At 53.8% G+C, this 22,985-nt stretch carries 16 protein-coding genes; 8 read left to right on the forward strand and 8 right to left on the reverse strand.

The annotated features are described in order from the left end of the window. Positions 1 to 123 precede the first annotated feature (123 nt). From aat to trxB, 4 genes are all read right to left on the reverse strand, one after another. On the reverse strand, positions 124 to 816 hold the full coding sequence (aat, locus tag AC6I8C_RS06155; protein WP_061062042.1) for a leucyl/phenylalanyl-tRNA--protein transferase: 693 nt from the start codon (positions 814 to 816) through the stop codon (positions 124 to 126). 33 nt (positions 817 to 849) lie between these two features. Next, positions 850 to 2,580 (reverse strand): heme ABC transporter ATP-binding protein/permease CydC, encoded by a 1,731-nt coding sequence (gene cydC, locus AC6I8C_RS06160; RefSeq protein ID WP_497821907.1) that lies wholly within the window; start codon positions 2,578 to 2,580, stop codon positions 850 to 852. Then, on the reverse strand, positions 2,580 to 4,349 hold the full coding sequence (gene cydD, locus AC6I8C_RS06165; RefSeq protein WP_497821908.1) for a heme ABC transporter permease/ATP-binding protein CydD: 1,770 nt from the start codon (positions 4,347 to 4,349) through the stop codon (positions 2,580 to 2,582). The genes cydC and cydD overlap by 1 nt, the downstream gene beginning before the upstream one ends. Before the next feature lie 143 nt (positions 4,350 to 4,492). Then, entirely contained in the window at positions 4,493 to 5,461 is a 969-nt protein-coding gene (gene trxB, locus AC6I8C_RS06170) for a thioredoxin-disulfide reductase (protein WP_013357303.1), read from the reverse strand. A gap of 144 nt (positions 5,462 to 5,605) precedes the next feature. Here trxB and AC6I8C_RS06175 point away from each other — a divergent pair, with 144 nt between their 5' ends. The 7 genes from AC6I8C_RS06175 to AC6I8C_RS06205 all read left to right on the forward strand — a co-directional run bounded on the left by AC6I8C_RS06175 (position 5,606) and on the right by AC6I8C_RS06205 (position 15,225). Next, the gene (locus AC6I8C_RS06175) at positions 5,606 to 5,806 is read left to right on the forward strand and encodes a hypothetical protein (RefSeq protein WP_150015235.1); all 201 of its coding nucleotides are present in this window, start codon (positions 5,606 to 5,608) and stop codon (positions 5,804 to 5,806) included. Between the two features lie 175 nt (positions 5,807 to 5,981). Further along, positions 5,982 to 6,476 (forward strand): leucine-responsive transcriptional regulator Lrp, encoded by a 495-nt coding sequence (gene lrp, locus AC6I8C_RS06180; protein WP_006118610.1) that lies wholly within the window; start codon positions 5,982 to 5,984, stop codon positions 6,474 to 6,476. 118 nt (positions 6,477 to 6,594) lie between these two features. Beyond that, positions 6,595 to 10,230 carry a DNA translocase FtsK 4TM domain-containing protein gene (locus AC6I8C_RS06185; RefSeq protein ID WP_497821909.1) on the forward strand — a complete coding sequence of 1,212 codons (3,636 nt, stop codon included), beginning with the start codon at positions 6,595 to 6,597 and terminating at the stop codon, positions 10,228 to 10,230. A 177-nt stretch (positions 10,231 to 10,407) separates the two neighbouring features. Beyond that, positions 10,408 to 11,019 (forward strand): outer membrane lipoprotein periplasmic chaperone LolA, encoded by a 612-nt coding sequence (gene lolA / locus AC6I8C_RS06190; RefSeq protein WP_003849334.1) that lies wholly within the window; start codon positions 10,408 to 10,410, stop codon positions 11,017 to 11,019. Between the two features lie 7 nt (positions 11,020 to 11,026). After that, on the forward strand, positions 11,027 to 12,370 hold the full coding sequence (locus tag AC6I8C_RS06195) for a replication-associated recombination protein A (RefSeq protein ID WP_110331623.1): 1,344 nt from the start codon (positions 11,027 to 11,029) through the stop codon (positions 12,368 to 12,370). Positions 12,371 to 12,462: 92 nt separating this feature from the next. Next, positions 12,463 to 13,755 carry a serine--tRNA ligase gene (gene serS / locus AC6I8C_RS06200; RefSeq protein WP_497821910.1) on the forward strand — a complete coding sequence of 431 codons (1,293 nt, stop codon included), beginning with the start codon at positions 12,463 to 12,465 and terminating at the stop codon, positions 13,753 to 13,755. Positions 13,756 to 14,073: 318 nt separating this feature from the next. Then, positions 14,074 to 15,225, forward strand: coding sequence for an MFS transporter (locus tag AC6I8C_RS06205; protein ID WP_497821911.1), 1,152 nt, complete (start codon positions 14,074 to 14,076; stop codon positions 15,223 to 15,225). A gap of 52 nt (positions 15,226 to 15,277) precedes the next feature. Here AC6I8C_RS06205 and pflA read toward each other — a convergent pair whose 3' ends face one another. The 4 genes from pflA to ycaO all read right to left on the reverse strand — a co-directional run bounded on the left by pflA (position 15,278) and on the right by ycaO (position 21,531). Next, entirely contained in the window at positions 15,278 to 16,018 is a 741-nt protein-coding gene (gene pflA / locus AC6I8C_RS06210; protein WP_033732109.1) for a pyruvate formate lyase 1-activating protein, read from the reverse strand. Positions 16,019 to 16,179: 161 nt separating this feature from the next. Further along, positions 16,180 to 18,462 (reverse strand): formate C-acetyltransferase, encoded by a 2,283-nt coding sequence (gene pflB / locus AC6I8C_RS06215; protein ID WP_013357310.1) that lies wholly within the window; start codon positions 18,460 to 18,462, stop codon positions 16,180 to 16,182. Between the two features lie 71 nt (positions 18,463 to 18,533). Continuing rightward, the gene (gene focA / locus AC6I8C_RS06220; RefSeq protein ID WP_033782513.1) at positions 18,534 to 19,394 is read right to left on the reverse strand and encodes a formate transporter FocA; all 861 of its coding nucleotides are present in this window, start codon (positions 19,392 to 19,394) and stop codon (positions 18,534 to 18,536) included. 373 nt (positions 19,395 to 19,767) lie between these two features. Then, complete coding sequence (gene ycaO, locus AC6I8C_RS06225; protein ID WP_497821912.1) at positions 19,768 to 21,531, reverse strand: 30S ribosomal protein S12 methylthiotransferase accessory factor YcaO; 1,764 nt, start codon at positions 21,529 to 21,531, stop codon at positions 19,768 to 19,770. A gap of 313 nt (positions 21,532 to 21,844) precedes the next feature. Here ycaO and serC point away from each other — a divergent pair, with 313 nt between their 5' ends. Then, on the forward strand, positions 21,845 to 22,930 hold the full coding sequence (gene serC / locus AC6I8C_RS06230) for a 3-phosphoserine/phosphohydroxythreonine transaminase (protein ID WP_370426233.1): 1,086 nt from the start codon (positions 21,845 to 21,847) through the stop codon (positions 22,928 to 22,930). The last annotated feature ends 55 nt before the right edge of the window (positions 22,931 to 22,985 follow it).

Consider the following 22,985-nt stretch of genomic DNA (forward strand, 5'->3'; position numbering starts at 1 on the left):
GAGAGTGCGTTGAGATTCCCAGCCTGGCAATTCCGGCTCGTTATTGCGAAGCGCGGACGACATACCAAACTCGACTATTATACCACTTATGCGCCTTTATGTGTGCAAAACATCTCTGCACGGCTAAAAAAGCGTTTGTGTCTGCCAGCAGCCATCGCTGACCGGCTGGTAAGCAAGGCTTTGTACATATTGCAGATAATCAGCGCGCGGAATCTCCTGCGCGCCCAGCGAGGCAGTATGGGGATTAAGTACCTGACAATCTACCAGTCGGCCCTGATGCCGGATGAAATGCTGACAAAATACCCATAGTGCGGTTTTGGACGCATTCTGCTGACGACTGAACATCGACTCACCGCAGAAGATTTGCCCCATCGCCAGCCCATACATGCCACCCACCAGCTGATGTTCATCCCACACCTCGATGGAGTGCGCGTGGCCAAGTTCATACAGTCGCAACCAGGCACGCTTCATCTCAAAGGTAATCCAGGTGCCTTCCTCACGACCGCTGGCGCAGCCCTCAAGCACCTCGGCAAAGGACTCGTTCATTGTCACCCGATAGGGTGAACGATTGTGAAAACGCTTCATGCTACGGCTGAGATGAAACTGCTCAGGTAGCAGAACGGCCCGGGGATCGGGCGACCACCAGAGAATAGGATCACCGGGCGAAAACCACGGAAAGATACCATGCTGATACGCGTTAAGTAAGCGGGCAGGGGAGAGATCACCGCCCATGGCCAGCAGGCCGTTTGGCTCACGCAGCGCCATTTCAGGCGGGGGAAAGAGCAGAGATTCCCGTGACAGTTGTACCAGTCTCATCGCGTTATGTTACTCATCGGCATTTCGCTAAGACTATAACGCAATACGCTGCCGGAAACGCCAGTAGCGCCCCGCTTTTGAGATTAATTCCGTATGACTGCCCTGTTCAACAATCGCGCCATTATCCATCACGCAAATACGATCCATGCGCTCCAGGCCACTCAGCCGGTGGGTGACCATGATTGTGGTTTTTCCGGCGGTCAGCCGTTGCAACAGGGCGAGAATATGTTGCTCGGTGGTCGCATCCAGCCCTTCGGTGGGCTCATCCAGCAGCCAGAGATCGCCGTCGTGCAGTAACGCACGCGCCAGCGCCAGCCGGCGCAGTTCACCGCCGGAAAGCGGGCGCCCCCCTTCGCCCATCCAGGTGTTTAATCCTTCCTGGTTCTCAAGCAGGCGCTGAAGGCCAACGTCGTTCAGTACGCGGCATAGCTGTTCATCAGTGGCATCGGGACGAGCCAGCAGCAGGTTATCGCGCAGGCTCTGACTGAAAAGATGAACCCGCTGCGTTACTACGCTGATACGCTGGCGCAACGCTGACTCTGACCAGGCGGTAATCGGCAAATCATTCAGGCTGATGACACCATGCTGGCTCTCCCGGGCGCGGGTCAGCAGCGCCAGCAGCGTCGATTTTCCGCAGCCGGTCGGTCCCAGTAGCGCAATATGTTCACCTGCGGCGACCTGCAGAGTACAGCCGTTGAGCACCTTATCCGGACGGTCGGGGTAGCTGAAGTCGAGCCGATCGATACTGATGTCGAGCGGACCTGATCGGGCGTCTGACTGTGCCGGAAATGTGATAGCGGGTGACTGATCGATAATGTCATTGACCCGTTGCGCGGCGGTTGTCACCTGCGACATAGGCAGAAAAGCGCCTGCAACCGGTGCCAGCGCCTCAAAGGCGGCCAATGCGCAGAACACCACCAGCGCAATCAGCGAGCCGGGTAACTGCTGTTCGCTGATTGTCGCAGCACCAAGCCAGAGCAGCAGGGTTACGGTTACGCCGCTGATCAGCAGCAGCAGGCTCTGGGCGGCGGCCTGCAAACGGTGTTGCTGGCTCTGTGCCTGCTGCCAGCGCTCTTCATCCTGGTCAAGCTGCTGACGCCAGCTCTGCGAAACACCATATAACGTCAGTTCAGCCTGCGCCGACAGCCACTGCATCAGCTGCAGACGCCAGCGGGCGCGTCCATGGGCAATCGCGATACCTGCCGGTGAGCCCAGACTATAAAATAGCGATGGCATCAGAACCAGCGTACTCAGCATGATACCGCCCAGCGTCAGTGCCAGCGGAATATCAATAAAACTCATCCCGAAGGTGACTACCACTATCACCACAAATGCGCCGAGCAGCGGCGAAATAACGCGCAGATAGAGATGATCGAGTGTATCAACATCGGTGACAAAACGGTTGAGCAGGTCCGCCTGGCGGAACTGTGACAGCTGTCCCGGCGAAAGTGCCATCAGGCGGCTGAAGGTATGGACGCGCAGATGCTGAAGCACCCTGAACGTCGCATCATGGCTGACCAGACGTTCAGCATAGCGTGCGGCGGTGCGGATGATCGCAGAGCCACGGACGCCAGCCGCGGGCAGCATATAGTTGAAGGTATAGAGGCCCGCTACACCTGCTACTGACGATGCGGCGAGAAACCAGCCTGACAGGGTCAACAGGCCAATGCTGGCCAGCAGGGTAGCAATCGCCAGCACGATGCCCAGCGCAAGACGGAAAGGGTGGCGCAGCCAGAGACGAAGAAAAGGACGCAAGGCCGACATTAGCGGATCTCCTGTTGACGATGCTTCAGCATTTCGCTGAAGGCACCGGGCTGTTGCGATAGCTGCTGCCAGTTGCCCTGTTGCACCAGTTTACCCGCCTCCATTACCCAGAGAGTCTGCCAGCGACTCAGCGTATCAATCTGATGGGTAATCATCAGGGTGGTCTGGCAGGCAGCTGCCTGGTTCAGGGCCAGCATCACATGACGTTCGCTGAGTGCATCAAGGCTGGCTGCCGGTTCATCAAGCAGCAATAAATGTGAGGATTTATAGAGCGCGCGTGCGACCGCGACCCGCTGTGCCTGACCCACCGACAGCTGATTACCACCATCGCCGGGCTGAGTTTCAATCCCCCTGGGCAGACGAGGCAGGAACTCGTTAATGCCACACGATTCCAGTAGCATCGCAAAGCGCTCGCTATCCCAGACCGCATTCATCACGATATTGTCGCGTAAGGTGGTGGCCGGTAACTGAGGATTCTGTCCTACCCAGCTAAGTTGCTGATGCCAGTCACTCCGCCGTATATCACGCAGTTCGACGCCATTCGCTTTCAGCGAGCCCTGATAAGGCAGGAAGCCAAGCAGTGCGTTCATCAGTGCCGTTTTCCCGGCTCCGCTTTGACCGACCAGCGCAATCTGCTCGCCAGCGGCAATAGTGAAAGTGAGCGGGCCGCACAGCACCTGACCATCAGGCGCGCAGACCCGCAGATCATCGGCGACAAGCGCGATGGAACGGTCGGCTGTGAAAGGTAACTGACCCTCCTGCGGCGCGGCGTCAGGTGTCGCCTGCATAAAGGCCTCAAGTGCATCGGCACCGCCAACCGCCTGGGCTTTGGCATGATAGAACGCGCCGAGATCGCGCAGTGGCTGGAAAAACTCCGGGGCGAGGATCAGCACCAGGAACCCGGCAAACAGCGTCACGCCGTGGCCATAATCACCGAAATGTAATTCGCCCAGATAGGAGAAGCCAAAATAGACGGCTACCACAGCAATGGCTAACGAGGCAAAAAACTCCAGCACGGCGGAGGAGAGAAACGCTAAACGCAGCACGTCCATGGTGCGCTGGCGAAAATCAGTGGTGGCGTCGGCAACCGCCTGCTGCTCTGCTTCACCACGATGAAACAGCCGCAGCGTTTCTCTGCCGCGCAGACGGTCGAGAAAATTACCGCTCAGGCGGGCCAGCACCAGGAAGTTGCGGCGATTGGCCTCGGCCGCACCCATGCCGACCAGCGCCATAAACAGCGGAATTAACGGCGCAGTGGCAAACAGGATCAGACCTGCGGTCCAGTTCAGCGGAAAAACAGTCAGCAGAATGCAGCAGGGGATCAACACCGCCAGCGTCATCTGCGGCAGATAGCGGGCGTAGTACTCCTGCATCTCTTCGATTTGCTCCAGCAGCAGGGTTGCCCAGCTCCCGGCTGGTTTTCCCTGTATCCACGCCGGGCCCAGCGCAGACAACCGGTCTAAGACCTGCTGACGTAACGCCTGACGGATAGCCTGCCCCGCCCGATAACCGGTTAGTTCGCGGGCATAGTTAATCAGGGCGCGCAGTACGAAGCAGAGCAGTAACAGCACGATACTGACCGTCAGGGTTTCACGCGGCTGCTGGTCTATGATCAGCGCCTGCAGCAGCGAGGCCAGTAAACCCGACTGGGCAATGATCAGCAGGGCACTTACCATGCCCAGCAGCGTGTTGAGCCGCAACCAGCGACCGGCGAAACGACGTTGCTGACGAAGCCAGCGGGTAAGATGCTGCTGCCGCGATTTGTCCATGCGAGACCATGCTAAATGTCGGTGACAGGGGAAAATGGAAAGACATTTCCATCTCTTCAGGCGCCAGAATCTAGCATGAGAGCCATAAAAAAGGCGACGGAAAAACCGTCGCCTGGAACATTTGAGATCAGAGGGTTAACAACTTACCGATCGTTTTTAACCAGCCCGTCAAGAAAACGCTCAGCGTCTAACGCGGCCATGCAGCCGGTGCCTGCCGAGGTGATCGCCTGACGATAGATATGGTCCATCACATCGCCTGCCGCAAAGACGCCTGGGATGCTGGTCTGAGTGGCGTTGCCGTGCAGACCCGACTGAACTTTGATGTAACCGTTCTCCAGCGCCAGCTGACCTTCGAAGATAGCCGTATTCGGACTGTGTCCGATAGCAACAAACAGACCCGCGACTTCCAGCGCTTCTGTTTCATCACTGTTCTGGGTAGAACGCAGTGTCAGACCGGTCACACCCATCTGATCGCCTGTGACTTCTTCCAGCGTACGATGGGTGTGCAGCACGATATTGCCATTGCGCACTTTTTCCATCAGCCGGTCGATCAGGATCTTCTCTGCGCGGAAGCTGTCACGACGGTGAATCAGATGCACTTCAGCCGCGATGTTCGCCAGATAGAGCGCCTCTTCAACGGCCGTGTTACCCCCGCCAATCACTGCGACTTTCTGGTTGCGATAGAAGAAACCGTCACAGGTTGCACAGGCAGAGACACCTTTGCCCTTGAACGCCTCTTCAGACGGCAGACCCAGGTAGCGTGCTGATGCACCAGTTGCGATGATCAGGGCATCTGCTGTGTATACGCCGCTGTCGCCAGTGAGGGTGAACGGACGGTTCTGCAGATCAACGGTGTGGATGTGATCGAAAATGATCTCAGTATTAAATTTTTCGGCATGCTCGTGCATGCGCTCCATCAGCGATGGACCTGTCAGATCGTGCGGGTCGCCCGGCCAGTTCTCCACTTCAGTGGTGGTGGTCAGCTGTCCGCCTTTTTCCAGACCGGTGATCAGCACCGGGTTCAGGTTGGCGCGTGCAGCATAAACGGCTGCGGTATAACCCGCTGGGCCGGAGCCCAGAATGAGTAACTTACTGTGTTTGGCCGTACTCATGCGTTCCTCAGTTTCATTCGGCTGACATAGCCTGCGATTGTAGGGAATATCCTGCGACAATAACAAGACTTAGCCAATTTTGTTAACGATAGCTGCAAGTGGCGTAGACGATGAGCGGCGGTTTTGCCTGGTCAATGCGCCAGAATGGGGCAAAAATCGGCTTTAAAGGGTGCAGAAGTGGAAAAATACTCATTTAAAAACAGATACCCAGCGGTCTGTCTGGCATCTTGTCCTGAATTTGGTGATTTTACTTTGACAATCGCCTGCGCTTTTGCGAAAACATTATCAGAAGCGAATAACATTTATCGGAACAAAACAGGTTTTCCTCGCCTGTTTTGCGTGTAACGCCGAATAAAAGCAGCCTGATATGGATAATGACGCATGATGTGGACAGACAACATGCGTCATATCGATAAGTGTCAGATCACAGGCTCTGTTAGCTCACTTCAAAAATGCCCCGAACATTGAGCGTTTTCAGGGCGTGGCAGGTAAAGGGAAGGAATTAAGAGAGACAATAATAATGGTAGACAATAAGAAACGCCCCGGGAAAGACCTCGACAGAATTGACAGGAACATTCTGAATGAACTTCAGAAAGATGGTCGTATTTCAAACGTAGAGCTTTCCAAACGCGTAGGCTTATCGCCTACGCCATGTCTTGAGCGTGTACGCCGTCTCGAACGCCAGGGATTTATTCTTGGTTACACTGCGCAGTTAAACCCGCACTATCTGGATGCTTCTCTACTGGTATTCGTTGAGATTACTCTGAATCGTGGTGCGCCGGATGTGTTTGAGCAATTTAACGCCGCTGTGCAAAAACTTGAGGAAACTCAAGAGTGTCACCTCGTTTCCGGCGATTTCGACTACCTGCTGAAAACGCGCGTACCTGATATGTCTGCCTACCGTAAGCTGCTGGGTGAAACCCTGTTGCGCCTGCCGGGCGTAAACGACACGCGAACTTATGTGGTGATGGAAGAGGTCAAACAGAGCAATCGACTGGTGATCAAAACTCGCTGATGCGGGGCAGGTGCAAAACCTGTGAGATTTCGGTACACTCCTGTGCATTCATACAGGATCAGCGTCGGGCTTGCCCGACGCTGTTGCTTCTTACTTTACAGGCACCTGGAGAGTCCTCTTGAGCCAGGAATATACAGAAGATAAAGACGTTTCGTTACAATCGCTGAGCAGTGGACGTCGTCTGCTGGAAGCGTTGCTCATTCTGGTGGCGCTGTTTGCCATTTACCTGATGGTTTCACTGGTCAGTTTTAACCCTTCCGATCCGAGCTGGTCGCAAACGGCCTGGCATGAACCTATCCACAATATCGGCGGCAGCGTCGGTGCCTGGCTGGCTGACACCTTACTCTTCATCTTTGGTGTGATGGCATACGCCATTCCACCCGTCATCCTGGGCTTGTGCTGGATTGCTTTCCGTCAGCGCGACAGCCAGGACTATTTTGACTACTTTGCCGTCGGGTTACGCTTAATTGGCGTTCTTGCGCTGGTGGTCACGACCTGTGGTATGGCAGCGCTGAACGCGGATGATATCTGGTACTTTGCTTCAGGTGGCGTGATTGGCAGCCTGGTTAGTAATGCTATTGCTCCCTGGTTTAGTCCGGCTGGCGGCACGCTGATGCTGCTCTGCGTCTGGGCGGCAGGAATAACCCTGTATACCGGCTGGTCCTGGCTTACCATTGCAGAGAGAATTGGCGGCGTTGTCATGGGCGTGCTGACGTTTGCCAGCAACCGTTCACGTCACGATGAACCCTGGCAGGAAGAGGATGACGAGCGGGAGGGGCAAGATTATGCGGATGTCCCTGCTCTGCATGCCGCCGATCAGGATGATGACGTGCTGCTATCTGCTCCGCGTGCTGCCGATCAGGAAGAGGATGTGCTGCTTTCCGCGCCACGTGCTGCCACTCAGCCTCTGCCGTCACAGCCGGATCCGCTACTGGCGAAAGCGGCGGCCGCAACCAGTGCAGCGGTAGCCGCCACTGCGGAAGCTGCAGACGTGACCATCGCTCCTGCGGCACCGATTAACACGGCACCTGCTGCAGCGGCCTTTACTGCATCGGTGCCTGCCGCGTCAGCAGCAGTGCCTGCATCGCCGACGGCACAACCTGCTCCAGCATCTGCACAGAGCACCCCTGCATCCTATGGTGCAACGACGGCCCCAACGACGGCGCAGAGTGCTTCTGCAGCCGCAGCTCCACCACCGCTTTACCACTTTGAAATGCCAGACGAAGCCCCGGCTGCGCCGTCGTTCAATGCTTATGATGATGACGAACCTAAAATGGGTAACTGGCGTGACACATCAGCGACCCCTGCGGCCGCAACAGTCACCGCTGCCGCTACGGCGGCCACACGCACTGCACCCGTTTTCGACCTGGCACCTGAAACCAATCTGAACCCGCAGGTTAAGCAGGGTATCGGACCGGCGCTGCCGCGTCCTAATCCGGTAAAGCTGCCTACGCGTCGTGAGCTGGCCTCTTATGGCATTAAGTTACCTTCGCAACGCATGGCTGAAGAGAAAGCCAAAGCGGAAGAGAGTGAAGCGGCCCCGGCTACGTCGGTTTCCACTGCACCTGATGCAGAAGAGGCACTGCAGCAGGCTGAACTGCGTCAGGCCTTCCAGTCTGAACAGCAGCAGCGTTACGGCACCAGCTGGCAGCAGGACGAAGAAGATGAGCAGGATGCGCAGCAGCAGGATGCTCTGGCGCGTCAGTTCGCCGAGCAGCAACAGCAGCGCTATGAACCTGAAGTGAGAAACGAGCCGGTATTGAATATTGATACTGCCTCAGCGTTCGATTTTTCACCGATGAAAGATCTGGTGGATGACGGCCCGTCTGAACCGCTGTTTACCATTGCTGCGACGCCGGAGCCGGAAGCCCCTGCGGCTTCACACGAACCGTGGCAGCAGGTGAGTGAGGTCTCAAGCCCTCAGGCACCGGCTCAGGTTCCTGCACCTGCCCGTTTTGCACCGGCAGAACCTGCCTATAGTGCGCCAGTGACGCCTGCGGCACCCGCAGAGCCTGTTTATCATGCACCAGCGGCAGCGCAGGCCCCGGCCTATTCTGCATCTGCTTATGGTAGGCCAGCAGAGCCTGAAGCGGGTTATACCGCGCCGTCTGCGCCTGCATATGCTGCACCAGCGTCGCCTCAGGCCCCGGCTTATTCTGCGCCGTCTTATGGCGCGCCAGCCGTTGAGCCAGTTGAAGAAGCGAAACCTTCATTGCATGACAGCCTGATCCACCCGTTCCTGATGCGCCATGAGCAGCCACTGGAGAAACCGTCCACGCCACTGCCTTCGCTGGATCTGCTGACGGCGCCACCTGAAGAGGAAGAGCCGGTTGATATGTTCTCGCTGGAGCAGACTGCCCGTCTGGTGGAGTCACGCTTAGGCGATTATCGCGTCAAAGCCGAAGTGGTTGGCATCTCGCCTGGCCCGGTTATCACCCGTTTCGAGCTTGACCTGGCACCGGGTGTAAAAGCAGCACGTATCTCTAACCTGTCGCGCGACCTGGCACGATCACTCTCGACTGTCGCAGTTCGCGTGGTGGAAGTGATCCCTGGCAAACCTTATGTGGGTCTGGAACTGCCAAACAAACATCGTCAGACCGTCTATCTGCGTGAAGTCCTGGATTGCCCTAAATTCCGCGACAATCCATCGCCACTGGCCGTCGTGCTGGGTAAAGACATTGCCGGTCAGCCGGTCGTGGCCGATCTGGCGAAAATGCCACACTTACTCGTTGCCGGTACTACCGGTTCCGGTAAGTCCGTGGGCGTGAATGCCATGATTATCAGCATGCTCTACAAAGCGACACCGGAAGAAGTTCGCTTCATTATGATCGACCCGAAAATGCTGGAGCTGTCGGTCTACGAAGGCATTCCGCACCTGCTGACCGAAGTTGTCACCGACATGAAGGATGCAGCCAATGCGCTGCGCTGGAGCGTTGGTGAAATGGAGCGTCGCTATAAGCTGATGTCGGCGCTGGGCGTACGTAACCTGGCGGGTTACAACGAAAAAGTGGAGCAGGCCGAAGCGATGGGCCGTCCGATTCCTGATCCGTTCTGGAAACCGGGCGACAGCATGGATATGACCCCGCCGGTGCTGGAGAAACTGCCTTATATCGTGGTGATGGTCGATGAGTTTGCTGACCTGATCATGGCAGTGGGGAAAAAGGTTGAAGAGCTGATTGCGCGTCTTGCACAGAAAGCCCGTGCTGCGGGTATCCATCTGGTGCTGGCAACACAGCGTCCATCCGTGGATGTCATTACTGGCCTGATCAAAGCGAACATCCCCACACGTATCGCCTTTACCGTTTCGAGCAAGATAGACTCACGTACTATTCTTGATCAGGGCGGTGCGGAGTCACTGCTGGGAATGGGTGACATGCTTTACATGCCGCCAAACTCCTCACTGCCGGTTCGTGTTCACGGTGCCTTTGTGCGTGACCAGGAAGTGCATGCGGTGGTTCAGGACTGGAAAGCACGTGGTCGTCCGCAATATATCGATAGTATTACGGCAGGCGAAGAGAGCGAAAGTGCCGGTGGCATCGATAGCGATGAAGAACTTGATCCGCTGTTCGATCAGGCAGTCGGCTTTGTGGTTGATAAGCGCCGTGCTTCGATTTCAGGCGTTCAGCGTCAGTTCCGCATCGGCTATAACCGCGCGGCACGTATCATTGAGCAGATGGAAGCGCAGGGTATCGTCTCTGCACCAGGGCACAATGGTAACCGTGAAGTGCTGTCCCCACCGCCTCATGATATGTAGCGGTTAAATGTTTTGAAACACTACTTGATGAGCCAGTTCCGACTGGCTCATTGTTTTTACGCGGTTAACCCCAATATCTGGATCAGTTTTCGGCTTTTTCCTCTGTTCTGATGACGGAACGGCGACCAGGCTTAATGCAGTTATCGATGGGAACGTTTAAATAAGGAATTGAAGCAGATGAAATTACGCGTAATCGCTCTGGGCCTGTTGGCCACCTTTTCTTCGGCCAGCGTTCTGGCTGATGCTTCCAGTGATCTGCAACAGCGCCTCAACAAGGTCAGCAGCTTCCACGCCAGCTTCACGCAAAAAGTGACCGACAGCAGCGGTGCCAATGTACAGGATGGTGAAGGCGAATTGTGGGTTAAACGTCCCAGCCTGTTTAACTGGCATATGACCGCGCCGGACGAAAGCATCATCATCTCTGACGGCAAATCGCTGTGGTTCTACAATCCATTTGTTGAGCAGGCGACCGTTAGCTTGCTGCAGAATGCGACCAGCAATACGCCGTTTATGCTGATTGCCCGCAACCAGTCGAATGACTGGAAGCAGTACAACATTAAACAGCAGGGTGACAATTTCGAGCTGACACCGAAAAACAGCGATGGCAACCTGAAACAGTTCACCATTCAGGTGACCTCCAGCGGCACCATTAACCGCTTCAGCGCTATCGAACAGGATGGCCAGCGCAGTGATTACCAGCTGAAAAGCCAGCAGAATGGTGCTATCAGCCCGGATAAATTCACGTTCACACCGCCTAAAGGCGTGACGGTGGACGACCAACGTCAGTGAGGTCACGGTGAGTAACCTGTCCCTGGATTTTTCCACCGAAAATTTCAAACCTCTGGCCGCGCGTATGCGGCCAGAAACATTGAAACAGTACATTGGTCAGCAACATCTGCTGGGTGCGGGCAAACCTCTGCCGCGCGCGATTGAAGCAGGGCACCTGCACTCGATGATCCTGTGGGGACCACCCGGGACCGGCAAGACGACACTCGCTGAAATTATTGCGCATTATGGTAACGCCGATGTGGAGCGTATCTCAGCAGTCACTTCGGGTGTGAAAGAGATTCGTGAGGCGATTGAGCGTGCCCGCCAGAATAAACATGCCGGGCGGCGTACCATCCTGTTTGTGGATGAGGTCCATCGGTTCAACAAGAGCCAGCAGGATGCTTTTCTGCCGCATATCGAAGATGGCACGATTACCTTTATTGGTGCGACCACCGAAAACCCCTCTTTTGAACTCAACTCCGCATTGCTGTCACGCGCCCGCGTTTACCTGCTGAAATCACTGACGACCGAGGATATTGAGCAAGTGCTGGATCAGGCGATGCAGGATAAAGCGCGTGGGTATGGCGACAGTGATATCGTGCTGCCGGACAATACACGCAGGATGATCGCTGAACTGGTTAATGGCGATGCACGCCGGGCGCTGAACACGCTGGAAATGATGGCGGATATGGCTGAAATCACCGCCTCGGGTCAGCGTGAACTGACGCCGCAGTTGCTCAACGAAGTCTCGGGTGAGCGATCCGCGCGTTTTGACAACAAAGGCGACCGCTTTTACGACCTGATTTCGGCTCTGCACAAATCCGTGCGCGGCTCGGCACCCGACGCGGCGCTTTACTGGTATGCACGCATTATTACCGCAGGTGGCGACCCGCTCTATGTCGCACGCCGGTTGCTGGCTATCGCCTCAGAAGATGTCGGCAATGCCGACCCACGCGGCATGCAGGTGGCGATTGCGGCGTGGGATTGCTTTACGCGCGTCGGGCCAGCAGAAGGGGAGCGCGCCATCGCTCAGGCCATTGTTTATCTCGCCTGCGCGCCAAAAAGTAATGCCGTCTATAACGCGTTTAAAGCCGCCATGCGTGATGCGCGCGACCATCCCGATTACGATGTGCCGGAACATCTGCGCAATGCGCCGACGAAGCTGATGAAAGAGATGGGCCTGGGCAAAGAGTATCGTTATGCCCATGACGAAACCAACGCCTATGCCGCCGGTGAAGTCTATTTTCCGCAGGAACTGGCCAGCGCACGCTATTACACCCCAACCCAGCGCGGGCTTGAGGGTAAGATTGGTGAAAAGCTAAGCTGGCTCGCTGAGCAGGATCAAAATAGCCCGACAAAACGCTACCGCTGAAACAGACGTTACGGTAATGTGGGCAATGTTTTCAACGCATTCCGCAGGAATGCGTCCCTTCTTTCAACCAACTTTTTATACACAGGATAAGCATGCTCGATCCCAATCTGCTGCGTAACGAGCCAGACGCAGTCGCAGAAAAACTGGCACGCCGGGGATACAAACTGGATGTGGAAACGCTGTGTTCGCTTGAAGAGCGTCGCAAAGTACTGCAGGTGGAAACTGAAAATCTGCAGGCAGAGCGTAACTCCCGATCCAAATCCATCGGTCAGGCCAAAGCACGTGGGGAAGACATCGAGCCGCTGCGTCAGGAAGTGAACGCGCTGGGCGAACGCCTGGATGCCGCAAAAGCAGAACTGGATGAACTGCAGAATCAAATCCGTGACTTTGCGCTGGCGCTGCCGAATATTCCGGCAGATGAAGTGCCGCTGGGCAAAGATGACAGCGAAAATCAGGAAGTGAGCCGCTGGGGTACCCCGCGCGAGTTCAGCTTCCAGGTTAAAGATCACGTTGAGCTGGGTGAAGCGGCGAAAGGCCTGGATTTTGCGGCTGCCGTGAAACTGACCGGTTCGCGCTTTGTGGTCATGCAGGGGCAGATTGCTCGCCTGCACCGTGCACTGAGTCAGTTTATGATTGACCTGCACACTGAGCAGCATGGCTACCTTGAAACCTACGTGCCTTACCTGGTTAACCATGAAACGCTTTATGGCACCGGACAGCTGCCTAAGTTTGGTGAAGACCTGTTCCACACCCGTCCGCTGGAAGAGCAGTCAGACAGCAGCAACTATGCGTTGATTCCTACCGCGGAAGTGCCGCTGACCAACCTGATGCGCGATGAGATCGTGGAAGAGGATAGCCTGCCGGTTAAACTGACCGCGCATACGCCATGCTTCCGTTCTGAAGCGGGTTCTTACGGTCGTGACACGCGCGGCCTGATCCGTATGCACCAGTTCGACAAAGTTGAAATGGTGCAAATTGTCACGCCGGAACAGTCAATGGATGCGCTGGAGGAGCTGACAGGTCATGCGGAGAAAGTGCTGCAGCTGCTGAATCTGCCATATCGTAAGGTTTTACTCTGTACCGGCGATATGGGCTTTGGATCGACCAAAACCTACGATCTGGAAGTCTGGTTGCCAGCGCAGAATACCTATCGTGAAATTTCATCCTGTTCCAACATGGGTGATTTCCAGGCGCGTCGTATGCAGGCGCGTTACCGCAACAAACAGGAAAAGAAACCGCGTCTGGTTCATACCCTGAATGGCTCTGGACTGGCCGTAGGCCGTACTCTGGTCGCGGTGCTGGAAAACTATCAGCAGGAAGATGGCCGCATCACCGTGCCTGAAGTTTTACGTCCTTACATGAATGGCGTCGATGTCATCGGCTAAGCGATTCACCATTCTAAAACCCGGCCATGGCCGGGTTTTTTTATGCGTAGTTTTTGAAAAAAGGATTTATTGAAACCGAATTTAATCACAAATAAACGTTATCGATACCAGGTGCGCCGGAATGCTTAAAAATCTAATTTTTCATAGAGATAGCGCTCAGTAATATGCCGCATGACACAATTGTAACTCACTGAAGATTAGTAAATTAAATTGTCCCGCAGCAAAATGTGCTGCTGTAAAAATCAGCCCATTGACTTTAAAAAAGCCAGTGGCAAACTGCGCGCAATTTCCTTCATTTTGCTCTGGTTTCTATCCCCTATGTCAACCTGGTCACGCCCCGTGATATTGCTGCTTTGCGGCCTGATGTTAATGACTGTCGCCATTGCCGTGCTGAATACGCTTGTTCCACTGTGGCTGACGCATGACTTACTGACAACCTGGCAGGTGGGCATCGTAAGTTCCTCTTATTACACCGGCAATCTGGCAGGTACATTGCTGGCTGGCTGGTTAATCAGGCATTACGGGTTTAATCGCAGTTATTATCTGGCAACCGGGCTCTTTGCCGTGGCAACGATTTGCCTGGTAACGATGGAAGGTTTCTGGGCGTGGAGTTCGCTTCGTTTTGTCGCGGGCACAGGCTGTGCACTGATGTGGGTCGTGGTTGAAAGCGCACTTCTCTGTAGCGGAACCGTCCGCAATCGTGGACAGCTACTGGCTGCCTATATGATTGTTTATTATCTCGGCACTGTAACCGGTCAGTTACTGGTCAGCACCCTCTCAACAGAATTGCTGAGCGTGGTACCCTGGGTCACTTCGCTGGTGTTCTGCGCGGTACTGCCGCTGGTCTTCACACGGGTATCAGCCACCGGTGAAGCGGCTGAAGCGGCACCGGCTCGCATCTGGCCGATGCTTCGTCGTCGCAGTTCACGGCTCGGCATCAATGGCTGCATTATCTCCGGTATCGTCTTAGGCTCGCTTTATGGCCTGATGCCGCTTTACCTGTCGCATCAGGGAATGAGTGATGCCAATGTCGGCTACTGGATGGCGTTACTGGTCAGCGCCGGTATTGTCGGGCAATGGCCAATTGGTCGGCTGGCCGATCGTTTCGGTCGCTTGCTGGTGCTGCGGGTGCAGGTCTTTGTCGTTATCCTGGGTGCGATGGCCATGCTAACCAATGCCGCAATGGCACCAGCACTGTTTGTTCTGGGGCTGGCGGGCTTCACACTCTATCCGGTGGCCATGTCCTGGGCTTGTGAGACGGTTGCACATCATGAATTGGTTGCGATGAATCAGGCGCTGCTGATGAGTTATACCGTTGGCAGTCTGGCTGGACCGGCAATGACCGCCGTTCTGATGCAGAATTATTCTGACCGGCTGCTGTTTGTGATGATTGCCGCAGTAGCGCTGATCTATCTGCTGATGCTGCTGCGTAAAGCGGACCAGCAGGCGACGCCAGTGGCACATGCCTGATCGCTGAACAGTAAAAAGGGAGCGTTAGGCTCCCTTTTTTGTGACCGATTCTTCAATACATCACTTCGTGGCCGTAGCTGGCGAGAATATTCTTAACGCGTTCCATCGTCTCTTTCGCCGGTGGTTTCACCCCATCCAGCTTGTACTCTTCACCCATCGCAATCCATTTATGCTTACCCAGCTCGTGGTAGGGCAGCAATTCAATCTTCTCGACGTTCTCCATGTCACGTGTGAATTCACCCAACCGATGCGCGGTGTCATCATCGTCAGAATAGCCAGGTACCACAACAAATCGGATCCAGGTCCGCTTGCCTTTTTTCTGCAGGTAGCGGGCAAAATCCAGCGTACGATGATTGGATACACCTACCAGAATCTGATGCACATCGTCATTCATCTGTTTCAGATCGAGCATCACTAAGTCAGTCACGTCGAGCAGTTCGTCGATTACCGGATCGTAGCGGCGTACGAAGCCATTGGTGTCAAGACAGGTATGGATGCCTTCGGCCTTGCAGGCGCGGAACCAGTCACGCACAAATTCAGCCTGAAGAATCGCTTCACCGCCTGACGCAGTAACACCGCCGCCAGAGGCGTTCATAAAGTGGCGATAGGAGAGCACATCCGCCATCAGCGCCTCGACGCTGATCTCTTTGCCGCCGTGAGTGTCCCAGGTGTCACGGTTGTGACAATAGAGACAGCGCATCAGGCAGCCCTGGAAGAAGGTGATGAAGCGGATGCCCGGACCGTCGACGGTCCCGCAGGATTCAAATGAGTGGATACGACCGTTAACTGACATTGCGATGTTTCTCCAGTGAGTCTGCCGGGACAGACGGCGCAATCTCTGTTGCGCTCAGGGCAGGAAATCGATTCTGGTGGGAACCTTGATTAAGATGACCATCAGAACAGACTTTTAAGGAAAAGGCTCCGCGAGGAGCCTTTTATCGGGTTTAGCCGTGATTACAGTGACTGTGTGAAGGTACGGGTAATCACATCCTGCTGCTGCTCTTTAGTCAGTGAGTTAAAGCGTACAGCGTAACCTGAAACGCGAATCGTCAGCTGCGGATATTTCTCTGGATGCTCCATCGCATCCAGCAGCATTTCACGGTTCATAACGTTGACGTTAAGGTGCTGGCCGCCTTCAATGCTGGCTTCGTGATGGAAGTAACCATCCATCAGACCGGCAAGGTTGGTTTTGCGCACATTATCATCTTTACCCAGCGCGTTTGGCACGATTGAGAAGGTATAGGAGATACCATCTTTCGCATAGGCAAACGGCAGTTTAGCGACAGAAGTCAGTGAAGCCACCGCACCTTTCTGGTCACGACCATGCATCGGGTTTGCACCAGGTCCAAACGGTGCGCCAGCGCGACGTCCATCCGGCGTGTTACCTGTTTTCTTACCATACACCACGTTCGAGGTGATGGTCAGAACAGACTGCGTCGGCACGGCATTACGATAGGTCGTCAGCTGCTGAATTTTCTTCATGAAGCGTTCAACCAGATCGCAGGCCAGGTCATCAACCCGAGCGTCGTTGTTACCGAACTGTGGATATTCACCTTCGATGTCGAAGTCAATCGCCAGACCATCTTCGTCACGAATCGGTTTCACTTTGGCGTATTTAATTGCAGAAAGTGAATCCGCAGCAACAGAGAGACCGGCGATACCACAGGCCATGGTGCGATAGACATCCCGGTCATGCAGAGCCATCAGTGCCGCTTCATAGCTGTACTTATCATGCATGTAGTGGATGATGTTCAGCGAAGTCACATACTGTTTTGCCAGCCAGTCCATGAAGTGATCCATACGCTCCATGACGGTGTCGAAATCCAGCACGTCGTCGCTGATTTTGTCGCCTTTCGGTCCGACCTGCATTTTCAGTTTTTCATCCACGCCGCCGTTGATTGCGTAAAGCAGCGTTTTCGCCAGGTTGGCACGTGCGCCAAAGAACTGCATTTGTTTGCCGACAATCATCGGGCTCACGCAGCAGGCGATGGCGTAGTCATCATTGTTGAAATCAGGACGCATCAGGTCATCGTTCTCATACTGCAAAGATGAGGTATCGATAGAGACTTTAGCGGCGTATTTTTTGAAATTAATGGGCAGCTTTTCTGACCACAGAATGGTCATGTTTGGCTCAGGTGAAGGACCCATGGTGTAGAGGGTATTCAGGAAGCGGAAGGTACTTTTTGATACCAGTGTGCGACCATCAACGCCCATACCTGCCAGTGATTCGGTTGCCCAGATTGGGTCACCAGAGAACAGCTCATCATATTCCGGGGTACGCAGGAAGCGAACCATGCGCAGTTTCATGACCAGATGGTCAATCAGTTCCTGAGCCTGTTCTTCCGTCAGCTTACCGGCTTTAAGGTCACGCTCAATGTAAACATCCAGGAAGGTTGAGACGCGGCCAAATGACATGGCAGCACCGTTTTGTGATTTAACGGCAGCCAGATAACCATAGTAAGTCCACTGCACAGCTTCCATTGCGTTGGTTGCCGGGCCTGAAATGTCATGACCATATTTTGCGGCCATCTCTTTAATCTGGGCCAGCGCATGATGCTGATCGGAGATCTCTTCACGCAGACGAATGGTTGCTTCGAGATTCACACCGTTCTCTAAATCTTCCTGCAGTGATGCGAACTGAGCGAATTTATCCGCCATCAGGAAATCGATGCCGTATAACGCCACACGACGATAGTCACCGATAATACGGCCACGGCCATAAGCATCAGGAAGACCGGTCAGAATACCTGATTTGCGGCAGCGCAGAATGTCCGGGGTATAAACATCGAATACACCCTGGTTGTGTGTTTTGCGGTATTCGGTGAAGATTTTTTTCAGAGAAGGGTCAAGTTCACGGCCATACACTTTGCATGAACCTTCGACCATTTTGATACCGCCATAAGGAATGATGGCGCGTTTTAATGGCGCTTCAGTCTGCAGCCCAACAATTTTTTCCAGAGACTTATTAATGTAGCCCGCGTCGTGCGAGGTAATCGTGGAGGCGAGATCGGTGTCGAAGTCGACTGGCGCGTGGGTGCGGTTCTCAATTTTGATGCCTTCCAGCACGCTTTCCCACAGTTTGGTGGTCGCTTCAGTGGCGCCCGCCAGGAATGACTCATCACCTTCATAGGGGGTGTAGTTTTTCTGAATGAAGTCGCGCACATTGACGCTGTTCTGCCATTCGCCTTCAGCAAATCCTTCCCATGCTGAAGCCAGTTTTGCATTAAGTTCGGTCATAATATACCTGCCTTATATGAAGAGACTTTACGGTCGGGCACAGTCAACGTCCTGTGCCGTCAAAAATGCGTTTAATGTACCTGGTCACCTTTGCGGAGATAGATAACCCAGTAAGTCAGCCCAACCAGAACGCCACCGCCGATGATGTTACCGATCGTTACGGGAATCAGATTGTGGAGAATAAAGTTACTGACGGTCAGCGCGTGAAACTGTGCAGCCGTAGTGCCAGCAGCCTGCCAGAACTCAGGTGTTGCGAAGTCGCGGATAGTAATGGCATAGGGAATGAGAAACATGTTGGCGATGCTGTGTTCGAAACCGCTGGCGACAAACATCCCAACAGGCAGAATCATCACGACCAGCTTATCGGTCAGGCTGCGACCTGAATAGCTCATCCAGACGGCGAGGCAGACCAGCAGATTAGCTAATGTACCCAGACAGACTGCTTCTATAAAGGTGTGATGCATTTTGTGATCGGCGGTTTCCAGGACATTTAAGCCCCAGGCACCATTCGCAACCATATGCTGTCCGGCAAACCACATCAGGGCGACAAAGAAGAGTGCACCTGCCAGGTTACCGGCGTAGACGTTAAACCAGTTGCGGGCCAGTTGACCCCAACTGATGCGACCACTGGCTTTAGCCACGACGATTAATACTGTCGAGGTAAAAAGGTCGGCACCACACACCACGACCAGCATCAAACCGAGTGAGAAACAGATACCGCCAATTAGTTTGGCTATGCCATAGGGCATCGCGCCGCTGCCGGTAGTCGCTGTAATATAAAAAACGAATGCGATTGAGATGAATACGCCAGCGTTTATTGCCAGAAAGAAGGTAGTAAAGGGATGTTTGGTTGCTTTATAGATACCGGCCTCTTCGGCCACTTTCGCCATTGCGGCTGGTAATAAAAGATTAAAAGGGTTGTCAGTTTTCACACTAACTTACTCCTGAAGTTGTCTGAAAAAATACTAACAAAGGAGTATAGGTCAGTAATTGATGTGGATCATGTTTGCCGAAATGGTCGCCATCATCTCGCATGGAAATGAAAAAATAATAGCGTAACTTATTGAAATAATAAGTTTAAATAAATTTTAAAAATACAAATATATTTTAATGAGATGCAGTTGCTCGCACTATAAATTCAGTCTATGTTACGAATTAATATCTTATATGTTAAGTGAAATGATGCAATGTGGCGGAGGGTATTTTTATTACAGCTAATGTTTCATTGAGATAGAGGGAAATTATGGCACCAGATAAATCCAGTGCCATGTTGAGCTATCTGTTTCCAGCTTCAGGCGTTATGCCTTACGCTTTTTTCCAGTAATGACGTTTAGCAGCCTGCAGTTTTTCGTAGGCAGCAAGCAGGGATTGATGGGCCGGGAATGCCTGCAACTCTTCATCCACAGCCTGAAGCCCGTTAAACGGATTCTCACCACTGATAGCAGCGGAAGCCGCTTCCATTGCGTTCTCACCATACATACGCAGGAAGGCGTGATGATACTGCAGCGGATCGCGCTCATCTTCCATTGCCAGCAACAGCAGGGTCTGCAGGCAACGATAGTAATTAGCCCGCTCTGGCGTAAAGATTGAGCTGTTAAACTCCATTGTCCACTCGGTCCAGATCAATGCCTGATCCAGATCGCCGCCCGCCAGCGCCAGCATCGCTTTTAATTCGCCAATTCGCAGCGTGTACCAGCCGTTGTCTTTACCGGTTGCCAGGCCCAGCAGCTCGCGAACGCGGGTGAAGTCGTCAAAACCTTCATCATCCAGCTGTCCAATCAGATCCAGATACTCTTCCGGATTCCAGTTGCTGTCAGGCAGGGCAAGCAGGGTTTCACGCATGCCAGCACCCATGCTGTTATTCGCCAGGAACAGATCTTCCGCCGGGTAGATATCAGACATGCCAGGTACGATGATGCGGCAGGCATAGACACCCAGGTGCTCGTAGTCAGCGATATAGACTTCCTGATCTTCTGAAGCGAAGATCGCCATCAGCGTAGCAAATTCCTGCTCGGTGCTACCCGCGAAAGACCAGTCGACAAAGGAATAATCTGCCGTCTCTTTAAACAGATCCCAGGAGATCAGACCGCTTGAATCGATGAAGTGTGTTTCAAGGTTGGCATGTTCAGCCACTTCTTCGTCATCAAAGGTCGGTGGTGTAAACACATCCAAATCTTTGAGGCTGCGACCCTGCAGCAACTCGGTAACGGTACGCTCCAGCGCCACACCGAAATCAGGGTGCGCACCAAAGGAAGCAAAACAGGTGCCGTTGGTCGGGTTAAACAGCACCACACAGATAACCGGATATTTGCCGCCCAGCGAGGCGTCATAGGCGAAAATCGGGAAGCCTTCCGCTTCAAGGCGCGCAATCGCCTCAATGACGTCAGGATAACGCTGCATCACCTCATCAGGAATCGCTGGCAGGCTGATTGCTTCAGCAATAATGCGGTTTTTAATGTAGCGCTCAAACACTTCTGACAATCCCTGAACACGCGCTTCATTCGCGGTGTTGCCCGCCGACATGCCATTTGAGACATAGAGGTTGCCGATGATGTTCATCGGGATATAGACAGTTTGCTGATCGGACTGGCGGGTAAAGGGCAGAGCGCAGATACCACGCTCAGCATTGCCGGACTGCAAATCAATCAGGCCGGAAGCCGTCAGAGCATTGTCGGCATCGTAAAACGCATGCAGGCGCGCATCCAGAATGCCTTCAGGTAAGGAATCATCCTCTGGTAACGCAAACCATTTTTCATTGGGATAGTGAACAAAATCACCGTTAGCGATCTTTTTCCCCAGCCAGAAGTCAGCAAAAAAATAGTTAGTAGAGAGACGCTCAAAATACTCGCCCAGTGCAGAGGCCAGTGCCGCTTTTTTACTGGCGCCTTTACCATTGGTAAAGCAGAGCGGGCAATCGCGGTCGCGGATATGCACAGACCAGACATGGGGAACAGGATTAAGCCAGGAGGCTTCTTCAATATTAAAGCCAAGATCCTGCAGCTTGTTCTGGAAACGCGCGATGGAGTCTTCCAGTGCGGCATCTTTGCCCGGGATAAATGTTTGCGTCATAGTGCCGCTCTCTCTGTTGTCATAGGGTGCGTAAAGCGCGCCATGATACGGATTTTGCTAACTGACCGCTATCAGGGCGGGACATTTTTACTGGCTTAGTTTTCATCACAGCGGCACTCAGGCCAAATGCGGATTGGTGGAGCTGGATAGAGCCTCACAAAATTCCGTTCAGATTTGCATTGGTAACATAACCTCCGGCGAGCCGGATTCAGAAAATGTGACCGCCCCCTGATTTATGATTGCAGCTATCAGAATGCAGTGATAAAACCGGATGGTTATTCATAACCGTTCGATATGACAGTGGTGAGGGGAAATGACGCAAGTTTATAATTTTAGCTCTGGCCCGGCGATGCTACCGGTTGAAGTCCTTCGTCGTGCAGAACAGGAGCTGACGAACTGGCGCGGTCTGGGTACCTCTGTAATGGAGATCAGTCACCGCAGTAAAGAGTTTATTCAGGTGGCTGAGGAAGCGGAGCAGGACTTCCGTGATCTGCTAAAAATACCGGCTAATTACAAAGTTTTATTCTGTCATGGCGGCGCGCGTGCGCAGTTCGCTGCTGTACCGGGTAATCTGCTCGGGCAAGCGACCAGCGCCGACTATGTCGATGGCGGCTACTGGGCGCACAGTGCAATTAAAGAAGCGGAAAAGTATTGCTCCCCACGCACGCTGGATGTGAAAACCACCCGCGATGGTAAACGTGCTATTCTGCCGATGAGCGAATGGCAGGTGAGCGAATCGTCTGCTTACCTGCACTTCTGCCCGAATGAAACTATCGATGGCATCGCCATTGATGAACAGCCCAATTTCGGCAGTAAAACGGTTGTCGCTGACTTCTCATCTACCATTCTGTCACGTCCGATCGATGTGAGCCGCTATGGCGTGATTTATGCAGGCGCGCAAAAAAATGTCGGTCCGGCCGGATTAACGCTGGTTGTCGTTCGCGAAGATCTGCTGGGTCAGGCGCACGCCTCGGTACCTTCAATTCTCGATTACAAAGTGCTAGCCGATAATGATTCGATGTTTAATACCCCGCCAACATTTGCGTGGTATCTCTCAGGCCTGGTATTTAAATGGCTGAAAGAGAAGGGTGGCGTAGCCGAAATTGATCGTATCAATCAGGCAAAATCCGACCTGCTTTATGGCGTTATCGATCACAGTGGCTTCTACCGTAACGATGTGGCCAAAGAAAATCGCTCACGCATGAATATTCCTTTCCAGCTGGCGGATGCGTCGCTCGATGCACTGTTCCTGGAAGAGTCATTTAAGGCGGGATTACATGCGCTCAAAGGACATCGTGTAGTAGGCGGTATGCGTGCCTCTATCTATAATGCGATGCCGCTGGAAGGTGTGAAGGCGCTGACCGATTTCATGGTCGACTTTGAACGCCGTCACGGCTGATTACTAAGATATCAGCGTTGATGCTGATGCCAGACCTCGCCATATGGTGAGGTCT

It is taken from the genome of Pantoea sp. X-Soil-YNGN-844, from assembly GCF_059730595.1.

What these genes read in the sequence shown, in the direction of transcription:
- aat (WP_061062042.1), bottom strand. Translation starts at nt 816, where the DNA reads ATGAGACTGGTACAACTGTCACGGGAATCTCTGCTCTTTCCCCCGCCT.
- cydC (WP_497821907.1), bottom strand. Translation starts at nt 2,580, where the DNA reads ATGTCGGCCTTGCGTCCTTTTCTTCGTCTCTGGCTGCGCCACCCTTTC.
- cydD (WP_497821908.1), bottom strand. Translation starts at nt 4,349, where the DNA reads ATGGACAAATCGCGGCAGCAGCATCTTACCCGCTGGCTTCGTCAGCAA.
- trxB (WP_013357303.1), bottom strand. Translation starts at nt 5,461, where the DNA reads ATGAGTACGGCCAAACACAGTAAGTTACTCATTCTGGGCTCCGGCCCA.
- AC6I8C_RS06175 (WP_150015235.1), top strand. Translation starts at nt 5,606, where the DNA reads ATGGGGCAAAAATCGGCTTTAAAGGGTGCAGAAGTGGAAAAATACTCA.
- lrp (WP_006118610.1), top strand. Translation starts at nt 5,982, where the DNA reads ATGGTAGACAATAAGAAACGCCCCGGGAAAGACCTCGACAGAATTGAC.
- lolA (WP_003849334.1), top strand. Translation starts at nt 10,408, where the DNA reads ATGAAATTACGCGTAATCGCTCTGGGCCTGTTGGCCACCTTTTCTTCG.
- serS (WP_497821910.1), top strand. Translation starts at nt 12,463, where the DNA reads ATGCTCGATCCCAATCTGCTGCGTAACGAGCCAGACGCAGTCGCAGAA.
- AC6I8C_RS06205 (WP_497821911.1), top strand. Translation starts at nt 14,074, where the DNA reads ATGTCAACCTGGTCACGCCCCGTGATATTGCTGCTTTGCGGCCTGATG.
- pflA (WP_033732109.1), bottom strand. Translation starts at nt 16,018, where the DNA reads ATGTCAGTTAACGGTCGTATCCACTCATTTGAATCCTGCGGGACCGTC.
- pflB (WP_013357310.1), bottom strand. Translation starts at nt 18,462, where the DNA reads ATGACCGAACTTAATGCAAAACTGGCTTCAGCATGGGAAGGATTTGCT.
- ycaO (WP_497821912.1), bottom strand. Translation starts at nt 21,531, where the DNA reads ATGACGCAAACATTTATCCCGGGCAAAGATGCCGCACTGGAAGACTCC.
- serC (WP_370426233.1), top strand. Translation starts at nt 21,845, where the DNA reads ATGACGCAAGTTTATAATTTTAGCTCTGGCCCGGCGATGCTACCGGTT.